A 23122-nucleotide genomic window follows, 5' to 3' on the forward strand; every position below is an offset into this window, starting at 1 on the left:
TATGTTGCTTACTTACATAAAACGCGCGTTATTCCGTTAACCCTTAGTGAGCCTGATCCCAGTTTTCGCCGCTACCCACTTCCACCAGCAACGGAACGTCCAGCTTCATGCTGTTTTCCATCAGTTCATGGATCTTCTGAGAGACCTTTTCCAGATCGTCTTTATGAACTTCAAAGACCAGTTCATCGTGTACCTGCATGATCATTTTCACGCGCGGCTTCTCTTTTTCGAGCCAGGCATCGACGGCGATCATTGCGCGTTTAATGATGTCCGCCGCAGTGCCCTGCATGGGGGCGTTGATCGCAGCACGTTCAGCACCCGCGCGACGCGCGGCGTTGCTGGATTTGATATCCGGAAGGTAGAGACGACGCCCATCCAGCGTTTCAACGTAGCCTTTCTCTTTCGCCTGCGCGCGGGTACGTTCCATATATTCCAGCACGCCCGGATATCGCTCGAAGTAGAGATCCATATACTTCTGCGACTCTTTACGCGGAATATTGAGCTGGCGTGAAAGACCAAAGGCACTCATGCCGTAAATCAGACCGAAGTTGATCGCTTTTGCGCTACGACGCTGCTCGTTTGTCACGCTCTCCAGCGGCAGCCCAAACACTTCGGCAGCGGTTGCCCGGTGGATGTCCTTCCCTTCGGCAAAGGCCGTCAGCAGGCCTTTGTCGCGTGACAGGTGCGCCATAATACGCAGTTCGATTTGCGAATAGTCCGCGGAGACAATCAGGTAATCCTCTGGCGCAATGAAAGCCTGGCGAATACGGCGGCCCTCTTCATTACGCACCGGAATGTTCTGTAGGTTAGGATCGGTTGACGAAAGTCGCCCGGTCGCCGCCACAGCCTGGTGATAGGAGGTGTGCACGCGGCCCGTTTTCGGGTTGATCATCAACGGCAGTTTGTCGGTATAGGTCGATTTCAGCTTAGCCAGACCACGGTATTGCAGAATAACTTTTGGCAGCGGATAGTCCAGCGCCAGCTCTTCCAGCACCTCTTCAGACGTTGAAGGGGCGCCGCCCGGGGTTTTCTTTAGCGGCTTGATACCCTGTTTTTCAAACAGGATGGTTTGCAGCTGTTTCGGTGACGACAGGTTAAATGCCTCGCCAGCAAGCTCATGCGCCTTCTGTTCAAGCTCGGTCAGGCGCTGCGCCAGCTCACCAGAGTGGTTATGCAGCACCGTTGGGTCGATTTTAACGCCATTGCGCTCAATGCGGGACAGCACAGGCACCAGCGGCATCTCAATGTTCTGGAACACATTCAGCGGCCCTTCGTGCTTCTGCAATTTCGGCCACATTTTGAGATGCAGCTGTAGCGTGACGTCAGCGTCTTCCGCGGCGTAGCGGCCTGCTTCTTCCAGCGCGATCTGGTTAAAGGTCAGCTGATTTTTGCCCTTACCGGCAATTTCTTCAAAGGTGATGGTTTTGTGTTTCAGCCAACGATCGGATAAGGAATCCATATCATGGCGGCCCGCCACGCTGTCCAGAATGTAAGATTCCAGCATGGTGTCAAAAGCGATACCACGCAGCTCAATGCCGTAGTTTTGCAGAATACCGCGGTCGTACTTCAGGTTTTGCCCGACCTTCAGCGCTTTCTCGTCTTCCAGAATCGGCTTCAGCAGTTCTAAGGCGCGCTCGCGGGAGATTTGCTCCGGCGCATCCAGATAGTCGTGAGCCACCGGAACATAGGCTGCAATACCCGGCTCCGTTGCGAATGACAGCCCCACCATATTGGCCGTAATGTTATCAAGGCTGTCCGTTTCGGTATCAAAAGCAAATACTGGCGCTTTTTTCAGCTTTTCAATCCAGGCGATGAGCCGTGACTCTTCAAGGATGGTTTCATAGTTGTCGAAGGAGAGCGCTACCGCCTCTTCTTCTGCCTGCTCTTCGGCATTGACAACGATGGTCTCTTTCGGCTTCGCCGCAGGTTTAGCCCCTTTCGCCTGAAGCCATTTCCCGGCTTCAACATCCGCGGTCCAGCGTTTAAATTCGTATTTTCTGAACAGGCCAAGCAGTTCGTCGGCGGCGGGTTCCTGCACTTCCAGCTGCTCGCAGGTAAGCTCCAGCTCTACGTCAGTTTTGATGGTGGCCAACTGATAGGAGAGATAAGCCACCTCTTTGTTATCGGCGAGCTTTCCGGCCATGGTTTTTGCGCCACGGAAGGTAAGACCGGCAATTTTGTCGGGTTCTGCATACAGCGTATCCAGCCCGCCCAGCCCTTGCAGCAGCGCCTGAGCTGTTTTTTCGCCTACGCCCGGTACGCCAGGAATGTTATCCGAGGAATCGCCCATCAGGGCGAGGAAATCAATAATGAGCTCTGGCGGCACGCCATATTTGGCGACCACTTCTTTCGGGCCAAGAATGGTGTTTGTCATGGTGTTGATCAGCGTGATCCCGGGCGTTACCAGCTGCGCCATGTCTTTATCACCGGTACTGATCAGAACCGGGCGGCCTGCTTTTTCCGCTTCGCGCGCCAGGGTACCAATTACGTCATCAGCTTCAACGCCTGAGACCGCCAGCAGTGGCAGCCCCATCGCTTTCACCATAGCGTGCAACGGTTCAATTTGCGCACGCAGATCGTCAGGCATAGGGGGACGGTGAGATTTGTAGTGCTCAAATAATTCATCGCGGAAGGTTTTACCCTTTGCATCAAACACCACGGCCGCATGGGTTGGGTGGTATTGCAGAATCAGGCTGCGAAGCATATTCAGCACGCCGTACATTGCGCCGGTAGGTTCCCCTGCGCTGTTGGTCAGAGGAGGAAACGCATGATACGCCCGATACAGGTAAGAAGAGCCATCGACGAGTATAAGTGGGTTTTCTGGGATCTGAACCATAATGTCCGTGCCTTTTATGAATTTATGGGTAAAGGATGCCACAGAAGGATGAAAACATCAGGTTTTAGCGCTTTATACAGAAAAAGATTTTGCGATCGGGAAGATCGCTCGCAAAACAAAACTGTGGATAAGTTTGTGCATATTTTTAATACAGGTGAATAACAGCTTTATAAAAGTGATACTGAAAACTTATTTATCTAATAAAATCAAAGCATTGCTATAAGATCACTTAAGATCGCGCTTCACTGATGTTTATTTAGTCTATGTGGATATAAGACTTAAGCACTCTGTCTATATGCAAAAATTCGCTGCCTGGCAGGAAAAGCCGCAGCCTCCTGGTGTGAAACCGCCCTGGTCTGAGCGAATTTCTGATAAGATCGGCGCCCAGCACCGGATAGCCGGCTGCTCAATTACAGCTAACTATCTGAATAAATTCATTATGTCGAGAATACTCGCAGCGATAACATTATGGTTAAGCGTCATTTTAACTATTCTGGTTACCATCGCCTGTTCTGTGCCAATCATCGTTGCCGGAATAATTAAACTTCTGCTGCCTGTCCCTCCGGTATGGCGCGCGGTGTCTGCTTTTTGTAATTTTATGATGTACTGCTGGTGTGAAGGGCTGGCGATCCTGCTGCATCTGAACCCCTGGCTGAAGTGGGATGTTCAGGGGCTGGAGAAGCTGAACAAAAAGAACTGGTATCTGCTGATCTGCAATCACCACAGCTGGGCCGACATCGTTGTATTGTGCGTACTGTTTCGCAAACACATTCCGATGAACAAATACTTTCTGAAACAGCAGCTGGCCTGGGTGCCTTTCATTGGACTGGCCTGCTGGGCGCTGGATATGCCGTTTATGAAACGCTATTCACGCAGCTATTTAATTCGTCATCCGGAACGCCGCGGTAAGGACGTGGAAACCACGCGCCGTTCTTGCGAGAAGTTTCGCGCGCATCCCACCACCATTGTTAACTTCGTCGAAGGATCACGCTTTACCGAAGAGAAGCGCCAGCAGACTCGTTCTCCTTATCAGAACCTGTTGCCGCCAAAGGCTGCGGGCATCGCAATGGCGCTCAACGTGCTGGGTGAGCAGTTCGATAAATTGTTGAACGTAACGCTCTGCTATCCGGAAAATGACAGGACGCCGTTCTACGATATGCTCAGCGGCAGGCTGACGCGTATCGTTGTCCGCGTTGATCTGATGCCCGTCAACACTGAACTGCACGGGGATTATGTCAACGATAAAAACTTCAAACGTCGTTTCCAGCTTTGGCTTAATACACTCTGGAAAGAGAAAGACGAGCAGATAGCTAAGATTAAATCTTCATACAAAAACGCCGGTCAGTGACCGGCGTTTTTCTTTATGTTTGTTACTTTTTCTCAACCAGGTATTTCACGGTATCAGCGTACTGTTGTACGAAGATATCCATGCTGGTCGTGTCCATACCACGCATATTCACCTGGTATTTGCCGTTAACATACATCGCCGGCACGCCCTGCAACTGGAAGTCAGCGGCAGCTTTTTCCTGCTGTGCCACGAGAGATTTCACCACGAAACTGTTCCAGGCAGCGTCGTAGTCTTCACCTTTAACACCGGCATCCACGAACACTTTACGGATATCTGCCGTAGTTTGTACGGTCTGGGTTTTCTGTACGGCTTCAAACATAGGCGCGGTGATCTTATCTTCCACACCCAGCGCAATCGCGACCGCCCATGCCTGAGTCAGATCTTTACCCAGTGGGCCAAGGAACTCAACGTGGTATTTCGTCATTTTGGTGCCTTCCGGCAGCTTTTTCTTCACGTTGTCAGAAACATGAAGTACCTGCTCAAACTCGTAGCAGTGCGGGCAGTAGAAGGAGAAGAACTCCAACACCTGAGGCTCGCCAGCAACAGGCTTGTCCAGCGTAATGTACTGCTTGCCGTCGGTAAACTGCGCAGCAGTTGCGCTAAATGCCAGAATCATACCAGCCAGCGCCAGCCAAATTTTTTTCATGATTAACTCTCTCCTGGGTGTGTCCAATTAATACATCGGCGTTAATTGCAAAGGGGGTTCCTGTAGAACCTTAACCTGCGCGGTAAATGTGGATATCTGGTTGCGCCAGTAATCCTCCCCGGTAAGCCAGGGGAAATTTCGGGGAAAAGCCGGGTCTTCCCAACGCCTGATTAACCACGCGAGATAATAAACAAATCGCATCGCACGTAAAGGTTCTATCAAGGCAATTTCGTCTGAATTAAAGGGGCTAAATTCTTCATAAGCTTCAATTATGGTCTCAAGCTGCATGCGCTGCTCGGCTTTATCACCGTTGAGCAGCATCCACAGATCCTGCACCGCGGGTCCCATACGTGCGTCATCAAGATCGACAAATAGTGGGCCATCGCGCCAGAGAATATTCCCGGCGTGGCAGTCACCGTGCAGGCGCAGAGTAGTAATATCATCCCGCCAGCAGGCTTTTACAGCATCAATAAGCTTATCGGTCGCCGTGAGGAAATTATCCTTTAGCGCATTCGGGATCAGCGCCGATGTTTCGAATACCTGTCGCGGCTCAATAAGATATTCCTGAACACCAATCGTCGGACGGGCAACAAACGGTTTTTTACGTCCCGTCTGATGAATGCGCCCCAGATAGCGGGCAACCCATTCCATCTGATCGATATTATCTGCCTCAAACTGTCTTCCGCCCAGGCTCGGAAATACCGCGTAGTAAAAGCCCTGATGGGTCAGCAGCGTTTGGTTATTGAATTTAATGGGTGCCGCAACGGGAACATCGTCATCCAGCAGATCGTGGGCAAACTGATGCTCTTCCTGAATTTGTTCTGCGGACCAGCGCTGTGGACGGTAAAACTTTACGACAAAGCGCTGGCGCTCTTCGTCCTGAAATTGGTAGACACGGTTTTCGTAGCTGTTTAAAGGGGTTAACCCGGAATCCACCCGAATACCCTGTTCGAACAGCGCATCCATAATGGTATCCGGGTGTAGTGTCTGGAAAGTAAAAGCCTGGTCGTTCATCCGATCATCCGGAAATTATACGAATGATTCAGGATATCATCTTGTGGCGATTTCGGTGGCTCCGCTTACAAGCTTTTACTCTTTAATTACGCCTCGGGCACGCAGTAATGCGGTTTTAAAATCCTCTTCATAATCTTTCTGAATGCCAGGAATAACAGCATCTTTAGCCGAGTCACGCATTTTCAGGTGGTAGATCAGGATGTCGTCAGAAAGGTCTGCCAGTTCGCCATCAAAACCTGACTCTTTCGCCAGTTTCTGTAAAAATTGCATCAGATTCAGCTCTGGCTCTTTTTGCCAGGCCGGCTGGAGAAGCTCAATGACTTCATTAAGACGTTTACATTTCATGGTAGTGCTCCTTTCATTTAGAGAGACACGTTAGCAGGGTCAATCCCACAATAAAAGAGGCGATATTCGTGAATCAATGCCAGGAAATCATCGGAGTTGTTCTGGCCGGGGGCAGGGCAACGCGTATGGGCGGAAAGGATAAGGGGCTTCAGCTCCTGAACAACACACCATTATGGCATCATGTTGCTGATACGCTTGCAGATCAGGTGTCCTCGATGGCGATCAGCGCTAACCGACATGTTGATATTTATCAGCGCAGCGGGTATCCGGTTTATCAGGATAACCTGGTGGACTACCCCGGTCCGCTGGCGGGAATGCTTTCCGTTATGCAGCAGTCGCATGGAGAGTGGTTTCTCTTTTGTTCCTGTGATACGCCCTTCATCCCGTCCTGCCTGGTTGAACGTCTGGTGCAGGGGCGCGGTGGTGCTCCCGTCGTCTGGGTACACGACGGTGAACGCGACCATCCAACGATCGCATTGATTAATCGCTCGTTAATATCCGCGCTGGAAGATTACCTGGCCGCAGGAGAGCGGCGCGTCATGGTATTTATGCGTCAGTCCGGAGGGCATTCCGTTGATTTCAGCGACATGAAATCGGCGTTTGTGAATGTAAACACGACGGAAGATTTGCAGATAATGCAGGAGAAGAAATGATACCCGTATTAGCGATCTCTGCCTGGAGTGGCACCGGGAAGACTACGCTGCTAAAAAAACTAATACCTGCACTTTGCGCCAAAGGCATTCGTCCCGGATTGATTAAGCATACGCACCATAATATGGATGTCGATAAGCCCGGGAAAGATAGCTATGAGCTGCGTAAGGCTGGCGCTGCACAAACGATGGTGGCGAGTAACCAGCGCTGGGCGTTAATGACAGAAACACCAGATGAAGCACCGCTGGATCTCGTTTATCTTGTCAGCCGGATGGATCACTCCACGCTGGATCTGGTGCTGGTTGAGGGGTTTAAGCATGAGGTCGTGCCTAAGATCTTGCTGTTCAGAAACGGCGCCGGGCATGATGTTAGCGAACTAATGCTGGATGAGCATGTGATTGCCGTGGCCAGTGACGTTGCGTTGTCGCTGGAAGTACCGGTTCTGGATTTGAATAATGTGGAGGGGATTGCAGCGTTTATTTTGGCGTGGTGTGCAGTCTGAGATCTGCCGGGTGGCGGCTTCGCCTTGCCCGGCCTGCCGTTTTTCAACAAACAAACGCAAAAAGGCCATCCTTCCGGATGGCCTCTTCACTTGTTTGATGCCTGGCAGTTCCCTACTCTCACATGGGGAGACCCCACACTACCATCGGCGCTACGGCGTTTCACTTCTGAGTTCGGCATGGGGTCAGGTGGGACCACCGCGCTAAAGCCGCCAGGCAAATTCTGTTAATCTGTATCAGGCTGAAAATCGTGTCTGTCTCTTCGCCAAAACACCTTCGGCGTTGTAAGGTTAAGCCTCACGGTTCATTAGTATCGGTTAGCTCAACGCATCGCTGCGCTTACACACCCGACCTATCAACGTCGTCGTCTTCAACGTTCCTTCAGGAGACTTAAAGTCTCAGGGAGAACTCATCTCGGGGCAAGTTTCGTGCTTAGATGCTTTCAGCACTTATCTCTTCCGCATTTAGCTACCGGGCAGTGCCATTGGCATGACAACCCGAACACCAGTGATGCGTCCACTCCGGTCCTCTCGTACTAGGAGCAGCCCCCCTCAATTCTCCAGCGCCCACGGCAGATAGGGACCGAACTGTCTCACGACGTTCTAAACCCAGCTCGCGTACCACTTTAAATGGCGAACAGCCATACCCTTGGGACCTACTTCAGCCCCAGGATGTGATGAGCCGACATCGAGGTGCCAAACACCGCCGTCGATATGAACTCTTGGGCGGTATCAGCCTGTTATCCCCGGAGTACCTTTTATCCGTTGAGCGATGGCCCTTCCATTCAGAACCACCGGATCACTATGACCTGCTTTCGCACCTGCTCGCGCCGTCACGCTCGCAGTCAAGCTGGCTTATGCCATTGCACTAACCTCCTGATGTCCGACCAGGATTAGCCAACCTTCGTGCTCCTCCGTTACTCTTTGGGAGGAGACCGCCCCAGTCAAACTACCCACCAGACACTGTCCGCAACCCGGGTAACGGGTCTACGTTAGAACACCAGCCATTAAAGGGTGGTATTTCAAGGTTGGCTCCACGCAGACTGGCGTCCACGCTTCAAAGCCTCCCACCTATCCTACACATCAAGGACCAGTGTTCAGTGTCAAGCTATAGTAAAGGTTCACGGGGTCTTTCCGTCTTGCCGCGGGTACACTGCATCTTCACAGCGAGTTCAATTTCACTGAGTCTCGGGTGGAGACAGCCTGGCCATCATTACGCCATTCGTGCAGGTCGGAACTTACCCGACAAGGAATTTCGCTACCTTAGGACCGTTATAGTTACGGCCGCCGTTTACCGGGGCTTCGATCAAGAGCTTCGCGTTGCCGCTAACCCCATCAATTAACCTTCCGGCACCGGGCAGGCGTCACACCGTATACGTCCACTTTCGTGTTTGCACAGTGCTGTGTTTTTAATAAACAGTTGCAGCCAGCTGGTATCTTCGACTGATTTCAGCTCCACCCGCAGGGGCTTCACCTACACATCAGCGTGCCTTCTCCCGAAGTTACGGCACCATTTTGCCTAGTTCCTTCACCCGAGTTCTCTCAAGCGCCTTGGTATTCTCTACCTGACCACCTGTGTCGGTTTGGGGTACGATTTCGTGTTACCTGATGCTTAGAGGCTTTTCCTGGAAGCAGGGCATTTATCACTTCAGCACCGTAGTGCCTCGTCATCACACCTCAGCGTTAACAAGGTACCGGATTTACCTGGAACCTCCGCCTACATGCTTAAACCGGGACAACCGTCGCCCGGCTGACATAGCCTTCTCCGTCCCCCCTTCGCAGTAACACCAAGTACAGGAATATTAACCTGTTTCCCATCGACTACGCCTTTCGGCCTCGCCTTAGGGGTCGACTCACCCTGCCCCGATTAACGTTGGACAGGAACCCTTGGTCTTCCGGCGTGCGGGCTTTTCACCCGCATTATCGTTACTTATGTCAGCATTCGCACTTCTGATACCTCCAGCAACCCTCACAGGCCACCTTCAACGGCTTACAGAACGCTCCCCTACCCAACAACGCATAAGCGTCGCTGCCGCAGCTTCGGTGCATGGTTTAGCCCCGTTACATCTTCCGCGCAGGCCGACTCGACCAGTGAGCTATTACGCTTTCTTTAAATGATGGCTGCTTCTAAGCCAACATCCTGGCTGTCTGTGCCTTCCCACATCGTTTCCCACTTAACCATGACTTTGGGACCTTAGCTGGCGGTCTGGGTTGTTTCCCTCTTCACGACGGACGTTAGCACCCGCCGTGTGTCTCCCGTGATAACATTCTTCGGTATTCGTAGTTTGCATCGGGTTGGTAAGCCGGGATGGCCCCCTAGCCGAAACAGTGCTCTACCCCCGAAGATGAGTTCACGAGGCGCTACCTAAATAGCTTTCGGGGAGAACCAGCTATCTCCCGGTTTGATTGGCCTTTCACCCCCAGCCACAGGTCATCCGCTAATTTTTCAACATTAGTCGGTTCGGTCCTCCAGTTAGTGTTACCCAACCTTCAACCTGCCCATGGCTAGATCACCGGGTTTCGGGTCTATACCCTGCAACTTAACGCCCAGTTAAGACTCGGTTTCCCTTCGGCTCCCCTATACGGTTAACCTTGCTACAGAATATAAGTCGCTGACCCATTATACAAAAGGTACGCAGTCACCCCATAAAAGAGGCTCCCACTGCTTGTACGTACACGGTTTCAGGTTCTTTTTCACTCCCCTCGCCGGGGTTCTTTTCGCCTTTCCCTCACGGTACTGGTTCACTATCGGTCAGTCAGGAGTATTTAGCCTTGGAGGATGGTCCCCCCATATTCAGACAGGATACCACGTGTCCCGCCCTACTCTTCGAGTTCACAGCATGTGTGCTTTCGTGTACGGGACTATCACCCTGTACCGTCGGACTTTCCAGACCGTTCCACTAACACACAAGCTGATTCAGACTCCGGGCTGCTCCCCGTTCGCTCGCCGCTACTGGGGGAATCTCGGTTGATTTCTTTTCCTCGGGGTACTTAGATGTTTCAGTTCCCCCGGTTCGCCTCGTTAACCTATGTATTCAGTTAACGATAGTGCAACGGATTGCACTGGGTTTCCCCATTCGGACATCGCCGGGTCAAAGGTTCATATCACCTCGCCGGCGCTTTTCGCAGATTAGCACGTCCTTCATCGCCTCTGACTGCCAGGGCATCCACCGTGTACGCTTAGTCGCTTAACCTCACAACCCGAAGATGTTTCACTTCTGATTGCGAAAATTTGAGAGACTCGAACACACATGAGCTGTGTGTCGTTTCAATTTTCAGCTTGATCCAGATTTTTAAAGAGCAAATATCTCAAACATGACTCGCAAGTCAGTTTTGAGATATGACGGCAGGTGACTTTCACTCACGAACCAGCAAGTGGCGTCCCCTAGGGGATTCGAACCCCTGTTACCGCCGTGAAAGGGCGGTGTCCTGGGCCTCTAGACGAAGGGGACGTACAGTCTCAATCGCAAGACGCCTTGCTATTTACTTTTCATCAGACAATCTGTGTGGACACTACAAAGGCAGGTTCTTTAAGGTAAGGAGGTGATCCAACCGCAGGTTCCCCTACGGTTACCTTGTTACGACTTCACCCCAGTCATGAATCACAAAGTGGTAAGCGCCCTCCCGAAGGTTAAGCTACCTACTTCTTTTGCAACCCACTCCCATGGTGTGACGGGCGGTGTGTACAAGGCCCGGGAACGTATTCACCGTGGCATTCTGATCCACGATTACTAGCGATTCCGACTTCATGGAGTCGAGTTGCAGACTCCAATCCGGACTACGACGCACTTTATGAGGTCCGCTTGCTCTCGCGAGGTCGCTTCTCTTTGTATGCGCCATTGTAGCACGTGTGTAGCCCTACTCGTAAGGGCCATGATGACTTGACGTCATCCCCACCTTCCTCCAGTTTATCACTGGCAGTCTCCTTTGAGTTCCCGGCCGGACCGCTGGCAACAAAGGATAAGGGTTGCGCTCGTTGCGGGACTTAACCCAACATTTCACAACACGAGCTGACGACAGCCATGCAGCACCTGTCTCAGAGTTCCCGAAGGCACCAAAGCATCTCTGCTAAGTTCTCTGGATGTCAAGAGTAGGTAAGGTTCTTCGCGTTGCATCGAATTAAACCACATGCTCCACCGCTTGTGCGGGCCCCCGTCAATTCATTTGAGTTTTAACCTTGCGGCCGTACTCCCCAGGCGGTCGACTTAACGCGTTAGCTCCGGAAGCCACGCCTCAAGGGCACAACCTCCAAGTCGACATCGTTTACGGCGTGGACTACCAGGGTATCTAATCCTGTTTGCTCCCCACGCTTTCGCACCTGAGCGTCAGTCTTTGTCCAGGGGGCCGCCTTCGCCACCGGTATTCCTCCAGATCTCTACGCATTTCACCGCTACACCTGGAATTCTACCCCCCTCTACAAGACTCTAGCCTGCCAGTTTCGAATGCAGTTCCCAGGTTGAGCCCGGGGATTTCACATCCGACTTGACAGACCGCCTGCGTGCGCTTTACGCCCAGTAATTCCGATTAACGCTTGCACCCTCCGTATTACCGCGGCTGCTGGCACGGAGTTAGCCGGTGCTTCTTCTGCGGGTAACGTCAATCGACAAGGTTATTAACCTTATCGCCTTCCTCCCCGCTGAAAGTACTTTACAACCCGAAGGCCTTCTTCATACACGCGGCATGGCTGCATCAGGCTTGCGCCCATTGTGCAATATTCCCCACTGCTGCCTCCCGTAGGAGTCTGGACCGTGTCTCAGTTCCAGTGTGGCTGGTCATCCTCTCAGACCAGCTAGGGATCGTCGCCTAGGTGAGCCGTTACCCCACCTACTAGCTAATCCCATCTGGGCACATCCGATGGCAAGAGGCCCGAAGGTCCCCCTCTTTGGTCTTGCGACGTTATGCGGTATTAGCTACCGTTTCCAGTAGTTATCCCCCTCCATCAGGCAGTTTCCCAGACATTACTCACCCGTCCGCCACTCGTCAGCGAAGCAGCAAGCTGCTTCCTGTTACCGTTCGACTTGCATGTGTTAGGCCTGCCGCCAGCGTTCAATCTGAGCCATGATCAAACTCTTCAATTTAAAAGTTTGATGCTCAATGAATTAAACTTCGTAATGAATTACGTGTTCACTCGTTGAGACTTGGTATTCATTTAGTGTCCGAAGACATTAAGAATCCATGTCACTTTGAGTGCCCACACAGATTGTCTGATAAATTGTTAAAGAGCAGTGCCGCTTCGTTTTCGCTGCGGCGCGGGGTGTGCATATTACGCTTTCCCGCTTCAGAGTCAAGCGTTTGTTTTGCTTTTCTCTGCTGACCCGGCGGCTTGCGTGCCGTTGTTCCGTGTCAGTGGAGGCGCATTATAGGGAGTTCTTCTGAAGTGACAAGAGGAAATTTAAAAAAAGTTTCTGACCGTGTTTTTTTTCACCAAAAGCGATGAGTTCAAGCTACAAATTGTTCTATTTGATGTATCTGCAACCACAATCACACCTGAGATGGCATAATTAACCGCATCAATATTTAAGGAATAAAAGCGATGCCATTAAGCGCACAACAGCTGGCAGCTCAAAAAAACCTGTCCTATGTGCTGGCAGAGAAACTGGCGCAGCTGATCTTAGCGGGTAAATATGCTCCAGGTAGCATCCTGCCCAGCGAGATGGAGCTGGGAGATCAGTTTGGCGTTAGCCGTACCGCCGTTCGCGAAGCGGTAAAAACATTAACGGCGAAAGGGATGGTGCTTCCACGCCCGCGCATTGGCACCCGCGTTATGCCTCAGGGAAACTGGAACTTTCTCGATCAGGAGTTACTCACCTGGTGGATGACCGAAGATAACTTTAATCAGGTCGTCGATCACTTTCTGGTCATGCGCAGCAGTCTTGAGCCTCAGGCCTGCCTGCTTGCCGCCACGCTCGGCACAGCCGAGCAAAAAGCGCAGCTCAATACTTTGATGGAAGAGATGGTGGATCTGAAAAAGCACTTTAACCGCGAGCGCTGGATAGCGGTCGATATGGCCTGGCATGAACATATCTATAATATGAGCGGAAATCCTTTCCTGACCTCCTTTGCTTCTTTATTCCATTCTGTGTACCACACTTACTTTACCTCTATCACGCAGGATGAGGTGGTGAAGCTGGATCTGCATCAGGCGATAGTCGATGCCATTCAGGAGAGCGACGGGCAGCGAGCCCTGAGTGCGTGCCAGGCGTTGCTGGCCGCGCCAACCCACCAGCAGGTAAATAAATGACAGAGAAAAAAGCACGCAGTATGGCCGGACTGCCGTGGATTGCAGCCATGGCGTTCTTTATGCAGGCACTGGATGCCACTATCCTCAATACCGCCCTTCCCGCCATAGCCCAAAGCCTTAACCGCTCCCCGCTGGCGATGCAATCCGCCATCATCAGCTACACCCTGACAGTGGCGATGCTTATTCCGGTCAGCGGCTGGCTGGCCGATCGTTTTGGCACACGCAAAGTGTTCATGCTGGCGGTGACGCTGTTCACGCTCGGTTCTCTGGCTTGCGCCCTCTCCACCTCTCTGACGGAACTGGTTATCTTCCGCGTTCTACAGGGGATAGGCGGCGCGATGATGATGCCCGTCGCGCGTCTGGCGTTATTACGCGCCTATCCGCGCAGCGAACTGCTCCCGGTGCTCAACTTTGTGACTATGCCTGGCCTGGTCGGCCCGATACTTGGCCCGGTTCTCGGCGGCGTACTGGTGACCTGGGCTAGCTGGCACTGGATCTTCCTGATTAATATTCCGATTGGTGTGGCAGGGCTGATTTATGCCCGCAAATATATGCCGAACTTCACCACGCCAAGACGCAGCTTCGATATGGGTGGTTTCTTCCTGTTTGGCCTGAGCCTGGTCCTGTTCTCCAGCGGGATGGAGCTGTTTGGCGAGAAAATCGTAGCGACGTGGCTGGCGATGGCCGTCATCCTCAGCGGTATTCTGCTGTTCCTTCTATATATACGTCATGCGCGTCGCCATCCGACACCGCTTATCTCTTTATCTCTGTTTAACACCCGAACGTTCTCCGTCGGGATCGCGGGCAATATTGCCTCGCGTCTGGGCACGGGCTGCGTACCGTTCCTGATGCCGCTGATGCTCCAGGTCGGTTTCGGCTATCCGGCCCTGATTGCTGGCTGCATGATGGCGCCCACGGCGATGGGCTCGATTCTGGCAAAATCGACGGTCACGCAGGTGCTGCGCTGGTTTGGCTATCGTAAGACGCTGGTTGGCGTGACGATCTTTATCGGATTGATGATTGCGCAGTTCTCCCTGCAATCTGCGGCGTTACCAATCTGGATGCTGATCCTGCCGCTGTTTGTGCTGGGTATGGCCATGTCGACGCAGTTTACGTCGATGAACACCATCACCCTTGCGGACCTCACCGACGAGAATGCCAGCAGCGGCAACAGCGTACTGGCGGTCACTCAACAGCTGTCGATCAGCCTCGGGGTTGCCGTGAGCGCGGCGGTACTGCGGTTTTATGAAGGGTTTGACGGTACAAATACCGTTGAGCAGTTCCACTATACCTTTATCACTATGGGCGCGCTTACCGTGGTATCGGCGGTGGTCTTTATGTTGTTAAAACCAAAAGACGGCCGGAACCTGATTAAAGAGCGTCACAAAGAGAAGGCTAAACCGAACCGCGTTCCATCAGAACAGGAGTAAGCTGCAAACGTTGCTGTTGCAGCGTGGGCTGGGCCATGCGGTGGATCAACACATCGATGGCCAGCTCGCCCAGTTCATCCTTCGGCTGATGGATGGTGGTCAGTGGGGGCGTCATGTAGCGCGCCAGTTCGATATCATCGTAACCGACGATCGCCATGTCGTCCGGAACACGTAATCCCGCCTGATACAGCGCCTGATATGCTCCGAATGCCATCGCATCGTTACCGATAAACACCGCCTGCGGACGCGGCTCTTGCGCCAGCAGTTTCTGCATTGCTTCAAATCCACCGTTAAATTCGAAATCGCCGGTGATGCGATAGCCATCAGGAATGGCAAGCCCCGCCCGTTCCATGGCCGAAAGATAGCCTTCCAGACGCAGGCGCGCCGGGGTTTTATCCAGCGGGCCGGTAATACAGGCAATGCGGGTATGACCTTTATCGATCAGATGCTGAGTCGCCATATCGCCGCCCAGCAGCGAGTTATCCTGGATCAGATCGCTGGTGCCGTCGAACGGCGCCCAGTCCATCATCACCGTGGGAATAGAAGGGTAACGCTGGATGATCTCTTTCGAAGGTTGATGCGTTTCGGTACAGAGCAGCAGCAGCCCGTCGACGCGTTTTTGCATCAGCGTTTCCAGGTTACGGTTCATGCGCTGCTCATCGCCTTCGGTATTGCACAGCACCAGGCTGTAGCCGCGCTCGAAGCAGCTGCGCTCCACGCCGCGCACCAGTTCAGAATAAAAAGGGTTGGTACTGGCCGTGATCAGCATGCCGATGGTGCGCGTCTGGTTGAGCTTCAGGCTGCGGGCCAGCGCAGACGGCGCATAGTTGAGTTCTTTAATTGCAGCGTCAACTTTCTCCCGAATCGCCTCGCTGACGAAGCGATCGTTATTGATTACGTGGGAGACAGTCGAGGTAGAAACGCCCGCCATACGGGCGACATCTTTCATTGTGGCCAAGCGTTACCCCTGCTGACTTAAGAATTCATCAATCTCTTTACGCCATGGAACAGAAGGCTGAGCGCCTTTACGCGTCACCGCAATCGCAGCGGCGGCATGCGCGAAGCGGATCGCGTCATCCATTGCTTTTCCTTCCAGCAGCGCCGTTACCAGTGCACCGTTGAAGGTGTCTCCTGCGGCGATGGTATCAATGGCTTTGACCTTAAAGCCCGGTACGCGACGGCCTTCGCCATTGACGCTAGCCCACACCCCACGGCTGCCGAGGGTGATGATTACGGTGCCGATGCCTTTTTCATGCAGTGCAAGCGCGGCACGCGCGGCATCGTCATCATTTTCGACACGGATACCCGTCAGCTTTTCCGCTTCGGTTTCGTTCGGGGTGATGATATCCACCAGCGCCAGCAGCTCGTCTGATAATACACGGGCAGGCGCAGGGTTAAGTAGGACAGACGTATGATTTTCATGCGCAATTTTCGCGGCGGCCAGCACGCTTTCAACCGGTGATTCCAGCTGCATCAGCAGGGCTTCCGCTCCGGCGATGATTCCACGCTGCGCTTCGACGCGTTCAGTCGTTAACGCGGCATTAGCCCCCGCATGAATACCGATGACATTCTCACCTTCCGCATTGACGAAAATCAGCGCCACGCCGGTAGATTCCCCTGCAACCACGCTGACGGGTGCAATGTCGATGTTGTCGCTTGCCAGCTGTTTGCGTACGCGCTCGCCGGTATCGTCATCACCCGTACAGGCGATAAACGCGATATTCGCCCCGCTGCGTCCGGCGGCAACCGCCTGGTTTGCGCCCTTACCGCCGAACGCCACCTGATACTGATTGCCAGTGACGGTTTCGCCCGGAGTGGGGAACGTTTCAAGGTTAAGAATGTGATCGGCATTGATACTGCCAAGGACGACGAGGTTGCCTGCGGTTTTCATGTATTGAGGTGTCCATCTGAGAGCGCCACCGGTATTACCCGGTGGCGTATGCCACACTTTTCTTTTATTTGGTGTCCCTCAGGCAGCCAGCGACTGCCTGAATCGCCTTTACTGCTTAATGACCAGTTTCAGGTCAACAGGATATTTGGCCTGAACTTTTTCGCCCTTCAGCACTTTATCGGCAGTTTGCACGCCAGTCGCGCCAATTTGCTCAGGCAGCTGAGCGATGGTCGCAGCCAGTTTGCCATCATTTACTGCTTTTTCACCATCCGGCGTGCCGTCAAATCCGACAACCATCACATCTGATTTACCCGCAGTCTGGAGCGCACGCAGCGCACCGAGCGCCATTTCGTCGTTCTGTGCGAATACCGCCTGCACATCAGGATGCGCGGTCAGCAGGTTCTGCATGACGTTCAGGCCCTTTGTACGGTCGAAGTCTGCCGGCTGGCTCGCCAGCACGTTGAATTTGTGCGCCGCTACAGCCTGCTGGAAACCTTCACCACGTTCACGGGCCGCGGAAGTCCCGGCGATCCCCTGCAACTCGATCACTTTCGCGCCTTCACCTGCTTTCTTCGCGATGTAGTCGCCAGCGATTTTACCGCCCAGTACGTTATCAGACGCAATGTGGCTGACCACATCCCCTTTCGTTGCCTGACGGTCAAGGGTGATGACCGGGATCTTCGCCTGGTTTGCCATCTTCACGGCGTTACCGACCGCGTCGGAATCGGTTGGGTTGATCAGCAGGATTTTGGTACCACGAACGGTTAAGTCCTGAACGTTAGCCAGCTCTTTCGCCGGGTTGTTCTGAGAATCCAGCACCACCAGGTTGTAGCCCAGTTTATCTGCTTCTTTCTGCGCGCCATCCTTCAGGGAGACGAAGAACGGGTTGTTCAGGGTAGAGACAACCAGCGCGATGGTGTCCTTCGCCATGGCGTTAGCACTTACGGTTGCGCTCAGCGCGACAGCAGAAACCAGGGTAGCCAGTTTTTTCATGTTCATATCTAAGATGTCCTGTAGTGTCGTCAGTTACTGTTTTTTGTTGTCTACCAGTACCGCCAGCAAAATCACCACTGCCTTAACGATCATCTGGTAATAGGAGGAAACACCTAACAAATTCAAACCATTATTCAGGAAACCGAGGATCAGTGCGCCGATCAATGTCCCAACAATGCGACCTTTACCACCCGCAAGGCTCGTACCGCCCAGAACCACTGCCGCGATGGCATCCAGCTCATAGCCCGTACCCGCCGTTGGCTGCGCGGAGGAGAGGCGCGCCACTTCGATGATGCCCGCCAGAGACGCCAGCAGGCCGCACAGGGAGTAAACGATAATTTTGACTTTATTAACGCTGATACCGGACAGGCGCGTTGCCGCTTCGTTACCGCCCAGCGCATAGATATAACGACCCAGACGGGTATGGTGCAGCATGTACCATGCCGCCAGGAAGACGATAGCCATGATCCAGACCGGGGTCGGGACACCCAGCGGGCGACCAATACCGAACCAGCCAAACAGATCGGCGTTATCGGTAAAACCGGTATTAATCGGGCTGCCGTTGGTGTACACCATGGTCACACCGCGCAGCAGCAGCATCATCACCAGCGTGGCGATGAACGCCTGAACGCGACCTTTCGCCACAATCACGCCGGTTACGGCGCCAATTGCCGCACCTGCCGCCAGCGCAGCGGCAACGGCCACCAGCGCGTTGACCTCAATACCAACAATCGACGCGGCGATCGCGCCGGTGAGGGCCAGCAGGGAACCGACGGACAGATCGATACCCGAGGTCAAAATCACCAGCGTCATCCCCACCGCCATAATGGCGTTGACGGAGGTCTGCTGAAGAATGTTGAACAGGTTATTGACGGTAAAAAAGTTCGGGCTCATGGTCGAGACAATCGCGATCAGCACCAGCAGGGCAATCAGCGATTTTTGTTCCATCAGCCATGCCTTTGTGAAATAGCGGCGACCAGAAACAGCCTGGGTAGTCATCTTCTTACTCCTGATTCACGCGATTAAGCTTGCCCACAGCGGCAGCCATCAGAACTTCCTGGGTGGCCTGCTCGCGAGTGAATTCACCGCCGAGATGCCCTTCATGCATGACGATAATGCGATCGCTCATGCCTAATACCTCTGGCATCTCGGAAGAGACCAGAATGATGCTCAGACCGTCGGCCTTGAACTGGTTAATCAGCTGATATATCTCTTTCTTCGCGCCCACGTCCACGCCGCGGGTAGGTTCATCAAGGATCAACACTTTTGGGCGCGTCATCAGCCCGCGGGCAATCGCCACTTTCTGCTGATTCCCGCCGGACAACAGGCCAATCGCCTGCTCCATCGATGGGGTTTTAACGTTAAAGAGACGGATAAAATCGCTGACCGCCTGCTGCTCATCTTTGTGTTTCAGGCTGCCGCCGCTGCGGCTGAAATAGCCTAGCGCCGTCAGGGACATGTTCTCTTTCACCGACATGCCCAGCACTAAGCCGTCGCGCTTACGGTCTTCGGAAATATAGACAATGCCGTTCGCCAGGCCATCCTGAGGCGAGCGGGTGACCACCTCATGGCCGTCGAGGGTAACGTAGCCGCTGGTGCGCGGCAGTGCGCCATAGAGCACTTTCATCAGTTCGGTGCGCCCCGCGCCCATCAGGCCCGCGACGCCAAGGATCTCGCCCTTGCGCAGGGTAAAGGAGACGTCATTCACGCCCGGCCCGCAGAGGTTATCCACCTTCAGGCGAATCTCTCCCGGCGCTTTCTCCAGATGCGGATACTGATCTTCGAGCTTACGTCCCACCATCATTTCAATCAGCGTATCTTCGGTCAGGGTTGCCACTTCGCGCTCGGCAATAAACTGCCCGTCGCGAAACACGGTGACGTCGTCGCAGATCTCGAATATCTCTTTCATGCGGTGTGAGATATAGACAATGCCGCGGCCCTGGGATTTCAGCTCACGGATCACGCGGAACAGGGATTCGGTTTCGGTATCGGTCAGGGCGTCGGTCGGTTCATCCATAATGATGACCTTCGACTCGAAGCTCAGCACCTTCGCGATTTCCACCATCTGCTGATCGCCGATGGAAAGGTCGCCCACCAGTCGGTCGCTCTTAAAGCGCAGATTCAGCTTCGCCAGCAGTTTGTCCGCTTTGGCATACATGGTTTTCCAGTCGATTTTGCCAAACCGGTTCACGAACTCACGGCCGAGGAAGATGTTCTCCGCAATGGTGAGCTGCGGGATCAGGTTCAACTCCTGGTGGATGATGCCGATGCCCGCTTCCTGAGAGGATTTCGGGCCGTTAAAGGTGGTCTCTTTACCCAGCCACAGCAGCGAACCGGCATCGCGTTGGTAGATACCGGTCAGCACTTTCATCATGGTGGATTTGCCGGCGCCGTTTTCGCCCACCAGCGCCATGACGCGCCCGGAATAGACGTTCAGCGCCGCACCGGAGAGGGCTTTTACGCCCGGGAACGACTTATCGATCCCTTTGAGTTGCAGTAATGCGTCCATGATGGCCTCAGAAGGTGACGCCAGCACAGAGAATGATATTCGCATACGGGGAGCACTCCCCGCTGCGAATCACCGCCTGACTGTCTGCGGTTTGTTGTTTGAACTGCTCGTGCGTTGTGTAACGAATTTCTATGGTGTTTCCCTGGTGCTGTTGCAGTTGCTCAATGTGGCTGAGCAACGTTTCGTGGAGTTGCGGATTATGTTGTTTGATTTCCGCCGCGAGAATGGCCGCCTCAACCTGCATCTCCGCGGTGACCACTTCCAGTACCTGCATGAACGAGGGTACGCCCTGCGTTAACGCCATATCGATACGGGTTGTGCTGCGCGGAACCGGTAAGCCTGCATCGCAAACCACCAGCGTATCGGTATGCCCAAGACGGGAAATCACCGATGAGATTTCTGAGTTGAGTACTGTGCCTTTCTTCATTTTTTGCTCCACTAGCGAAACGTTTCGCTAAAAACAGTGTAGCCGCAGAAGTGTTCAGAAAACCATCATGACGTAACGGATTTGTGATCAACGTCGAAACGTTTCGCTAAGTGAAATGCAATAGAGGAAAATTGCCCGGCGGCGCTACGCTTGCATGGGCCTACGGGTCTGGTAGGCCGGGTAAGCGCAGCGCCACCCGGCATATTCAGAAGGGTTAAATCTCGACCTGCGTCCCCAGCTCAATCACGCGGTTAGGCGGGATCTCAAACTGGTCAGGCGCACGCAGGGCGTTACGTTGCAGAATGAGATACAGCTTGCCGCGCAGGCGCAGATACCATGGGCGCTTGCCGATGATCAGCGACTCGTGGGACATAAAGAACGACGTCTCCATCATGCGGCAACTCAGGCCTTCCAGACCGCAGCGGTGGAACACCTCTTCCACGTTCGGCGTTTCGCGCCAGCCGTAGCTTGCCACCACGCGCCAGAAGGTTGGGGACAGCTGTTCAATCTGTACGCGACGCACGTTGTGAACGTACGGCGCATCTTCGGTACGCAGCGTCAGCAGGATCACGCGCTCGTGCAGCACTTTGTTGTGCTTGAGGTTATGCATCAGCGCAAACGGGATCACGTTCAGCGCGCGAGACATATACACCGCTGTGCCCGGCACGCGCACCGGTGGGGATTTCTCCAGCGAGGCGATCATCGCCTCAAGAGAGTTACCGTGCTCGTGCATACGACGCAGCAGGCGGAAACGTTCGCTCTTCCACGTCGTCATCACAATAAACATCACCAGACCCAGCGTCAGCGGCAGCCAGCCGCCGGAGACAATCTTGTCGAGGTTCGCAGAGAACAGCGGCACGTCGATGCAGAGGAAGCCAACCAGGATCAGCCCCACGAGGAACTTATTCCAGTGCCAGTTACGGTACGCCACGGTAGTGGAGAGAATAGAGGTCAACACCATCGTTCCGGTTACCGCGATACCGTACGCCGCCGCCAGATTACTGGAGTGCTCAAAGCTGACGATAACAATCACTACCGCGAAATAGAGCAGCCAGTTGACGAAGGGAATGTAGATCTGGCCAGACTCCATCTCCGAGGTATGGATAATGCGCATTGGGGAGAGATAACCCAGACGCACGGCCTGACGCGTCAGGGAGAATACGCCTGAAATGACAGCCTGAGAGGCAATGACCGTCGCCAGCGTCGCCAGGATCAGCATCGGAACCAGCGCCCAGTCCGGCGCCAGCAGGAAGAACGGGTTTTTAATCGCTTCAGGGTGTGCAAGCAGCAGCGCGCCCTGACCGAAGTAATTCAGCACCAGTGAAGGCAAGACCACGCTAAACCAGGCGACGCGAATAGGGAGTTTCCCGAAGTGACCCATATCCGCATACAGCGCTTCAACACCGGTAATGGACAGCACCACCGCGCCCAGCGCCACAAACGACACCACTTTATATTCAAGGAAGAAATGCACCGCCCACATTGGGTTCAGCGCGTGCAGGACATCCGGGTTGGCGATAATACTGCGTAAGCCCAGCGCCGCCAGGATCAGGAACCAGGCCAGCATAATAGGCGCGAACAGCTTACCCACCAGCCCGGTACCGTGTTTTTGTATGGCAAACAGCAACGTCAGCACGATAATAGCGAGTGGCACCACCCACGTATCAAGCTGTGGCGCGACAATCTCCAGCCCCTCTATGGCCGACATTACAGAAATCGCCGGCGTAATCACGACTTCTCCATAGAAGAAGCTGCCGCCAATCAGGCCGATGATGACCAGCACGGAGGTCATTCTTGCGGACGTATTGCGCCCGGCAAGGGACATCAGGGTCAGAATACCGCCCTCGCCCGCGTTATCAGCCCGCATTACGAAAGAGAGATACTTAAGGGAGACCACCAGGATCAGCAGCCAGAAGATGAGCGAGAGGAAACCAAATACGGCGTCACGCTCTACACCAAAACCAAACTGACCGGACAGACATTCACGAAGCGTATAAAGCGGGCTGGTGCCGATATCACCGTAGACAACCCCGATCGCCGCAAGCGTTACTGCGGGTAATGATTGCTTATTATCAGTGCTCATAGACTAGTCTTTTCGTTTGAATAACAAATGTGTGCTTAGTCCCTTGGCCCACAAAAAGCGCACAGTATGCACGATTCAATGCAAAATCGTACCCCTAAATGCAGCCGCATTAATGTAGCGCAAAGAAAATAGCGCCGCACTTCAGCCTATTACCAGGCCAGACCGAAACGTCTATACTCGCTTCAATTAGCCGCCACGACGGCGAAAGG

Annotated in this window: 16 protein-coding genes, 1 tRNA gene and 3 rRNA genes; 5 read left to right on the forward strand and 15 right to left on the reverse strand. The window is 53.6% G+C overall.

All coding sequences use genetic code 11. The features are described 5' to 3' along the window. Positions 1-43: 43 nt before the first annotated feature. Positions 44-2836 carry a DNA polymerase I gene (polA, locus tag LOC22_RS10490; RefSeq protein ID WP_230239528.1) on the reverse strand — a complete coding sequence of 931 codons (2793 nt, stop codon included), beginning with the start codon at positions 2834-2836 and terminating at the stop codon, positions 44-46. Positions 2837-3275: 439 nt separating this feature from the next. On the opposite strand from polA, the gene LOC22_RS10495 reads away from it, so the two are divergent. Continuing rightward, a complete protein-coding gene (locus tag LOC22_RS10495) occupies positions 3276-4184 on the forward strand; it encodes an acyltransferase (protein ID WP_032620765.1) in 909 nt (302 codons plus the stop codon). 22 nt (positions 4185-4206) lie between these two features. Here the strand turns inward: LOC22_RS10495 and dsbA are convergent, their stop codons facing one another. The 3 genes from dsbA to LOC22_RS10510 form a co-directional block, all read right to left on the reverse strand. After that, positions 4207-4830, reverse strand: a complete 624-nt coding sequence (gene dsbA / locus LOC22_RS10500) for a thiol:disulfide interchange protein DsbA (protein WP_003861908.1) — start codon at positions 4828-4830, stop codon at positions 4207-4209. Between the two features lie 27 nt (positions 4831-4857). After that, positions 4858-5844 carry a serine/threonine protein kinase gene (locus LOC22_RS10505; RefSeq protein WP_023295647.1) on the reverse strand — a complete coding sequence of 329 codons (987 nt, stop codon included), beginning with the start codon at positions 5842-5844 and terminating at the stop codon, positions 4858-4860. A 75-nt stretch (positions 5845-5919) separates the two neighbouring features. Next, positions 5920-6189 carry a YihD family protein gene (locus tag LOC22_RS10510; protein WP_003861904.1) on the reverse strand — a complete coding sequence of 90 codons (270 nt, stop codon included), beginning with the start codon at positions 6187-6189 and terminating at the stop codon, positions 5920-5922. A 68-nt stretch (positions 6190-6257) separates the two neighbouring features. Between LOC22_RS10510 and mobA the strand changes: the two genes are divergently transcribed. Both mobA and mobB read left to right on the forward strand, forming a co-directional pair. Next, on the forward strand, positions 6258-6842 hold the full coding sequence (gene mobA, locus LOC22_RS10515) for a molybdenum cofactor guanylyltransferase MobA (protein WP_230239529.1): 585 nt from the start codon (positions 6258-6260) through the stop codon (positions 6840-6842). After that, positions 6839-7342, forward strand: coding sequence for a molybdopterin-guanine dinucleotide biosynthesis protein MobB (mobB, locus tag LOC22_RS10520; RefSeq protein WP_045142553.1), 504 nt, complete (start codon positions 6839-6841; stop codon positions 7340-7342). Before mobA ends, mobB begins: the two co-directional genes overlap by 4 nt. A 99-nt stretch (positions 7343-7441) precedes the next feature. On the opposite strand, the gene rrf is transcribed toward mobB, so the two are convergent. From rrf to LOC22_RS10540, 4 genes are all read right to left on the reverse strand, one after another. Beyond that, positions 7442-7557, reverse strand: a 5S ribosomal RNA gene (rrf, locus tag LOC22_RS10525). Between the two features lie 69 nt (positions 7558-7626). After that, positions 7627-10533 (reverse strand): 23S ribosomal RNA (locus LOC22_RS10530). A gap of 182 nt (positions 10534-10715) precedes the next feature. Next, positions 10716-10791, reverse strand: a tRNA-Glu gene (locus tag LOC22_RS10535). Positions 10792-10875: 84 nt separating this feature from the next. Then, positions 10876-12417: ribosomal RNA gene (locus tag LOC22_RS10540) — 16S ribosomal RNA — on the reverse strand. The 16S, 23S and 5S rRNA genes sit together here with 1 tRNA gene alongside, the layout of an rRNA operon. 455 nt (positions 12418-12872) lie before the next feature. Between LOC22_RS10540 and LOC22_RS10545 the strand changes: the two genes are divergently transcribed. Both LOC22_RS10545 and mdtD read left to right on the forward strand, forming a co-directional pair. Then, positions 12873-13580 carry a FadR/GntR family transcriptional regulator gene (locus LOC22_RS10545; RefSeq protein WP_003862405.1) on the forward strand — a complete coding sequence of 236 codons (708 nt, stop codon included), beginning with the start codon at positions 12873-12875 and terminating at the stop codon, positions 13578-13580. Further along, positions 13577-15010: a multidrug transporter subunit MdtD gene (gene mdtD, locus LOC22_RS10550; RefSeq protein ID WP_023295649.1), complete on the forward strand. Its 1434-nt coding sequence runs from the start codon at positions 13577-13579 to the stop codon at positions 15008-15010. Before LOC22_RS10545 ends, mdtD begins: the two co-directional genes overlap by 4 nt. Here mdtD and rbsR read toward each other — a convergent pair. The 7 genes from rbsR to kup all read right to left on the reverse strand — a co-directional run bounded on the left by rbsR (position 14976) and on the right by kup (position 22913). Then, positions 14976-15968, reverse strand: coding sequence for a ribose operon transcriptional repressor RbsR (gene rbsR, locus LOC22_RS10555; protein WP_003862402.1), 993 nt, complete (start codon positions 15966-15968; stop codon positions 14976-14978). The two genes, mdtD and rbsR, sit on opposite strands and share 35 nt — an antisense overlap. Before the next feature lie 3 nt (positions 15969-15971). Then, on the reverse strand, positions 15972-16901 hold the full coding sequence (rbsK, locus tag LOC22_RS10560) for a ribokinase (RefSeq protein WP_045343944.1): 930 nt from the start codon (positions 16899-16901) through the stop codon (positions 15972-15974). 108 nt (positions 16902-17009) lie between these two features. Beyond that, the gene (rbsB, locus tag LOC22_RS10565; RefSeq protein ID WP_003862397.1) at positions 17010-17900 is read right to left on the reverse strand and encodes a ribose ABC transporter substrate-binding protein RbsB; all 891 of its coding nucleotides are present in this window, start codon (positions 17898-17900) and stop codon (positions 17010-17012) included. A gap of 27 nt (positions 17901-17927) precedes the next feature. Continuing rightward, the gene (gene rbsC, locus LOC22_RS10570; RefSeq protein ID WP_003862395.1) at positions 17928-18893 is read right to left on the reverse strand and encodes a ribose ABC transporter permease; all 966 of its coding nucleotides are present in this window, start codon (positions 18891-18893) and stop codon (positions 17928-17930) included. Positions 18894-18897: 4 nt separating this feature from the next. Continuing rightward, positions 18898-20403, reverse strand: coding sequence for a ribose ABC transporter ATP-binding protein RbsA (gene rbsA, locus LOC22_RS10575; protein ID WP_230239549.1), 1506 nt, complete (start codon positions 20401-20403; stop codon positions 18898-18900). A 7-nt stretch (positions 20404-20410) separates the two neighbouring features. Next, entirely contained in the window at positions 20411-20830 is a 420-nt protein-coding gene (rbsD, locus tag LOC22_RS10580; protein WP_003862392.1) for a D-ribose pyranase, read from the reverse strand. 214 nt (positions 20831-21044) lie between these two features. Continuing rightward, a complete protein-coding gene (kup, locus tag LOC22_RS10585) occupies positions 21045-22913 on the reverse strand; it encodes a low affinity potassium transporter Kup (RefSeq protein WP_006808744.1) in 1869 nt (622 codons plus the stop codon). Positions 22914-23122: the final 209 nt, after the last annotated feature.

It is taken from the genome of Enterobacter sp. AN-K1 (assembly GCF_020971765.1).
In the GTDB taxonomy this organism is placed as follows: Bacteria; Pseudomonadota; Gammaproteobacteria; order Enterobacterales; family Enterobacteriaceae; genus Enterobacter; species Enterobacter hormaechei_C.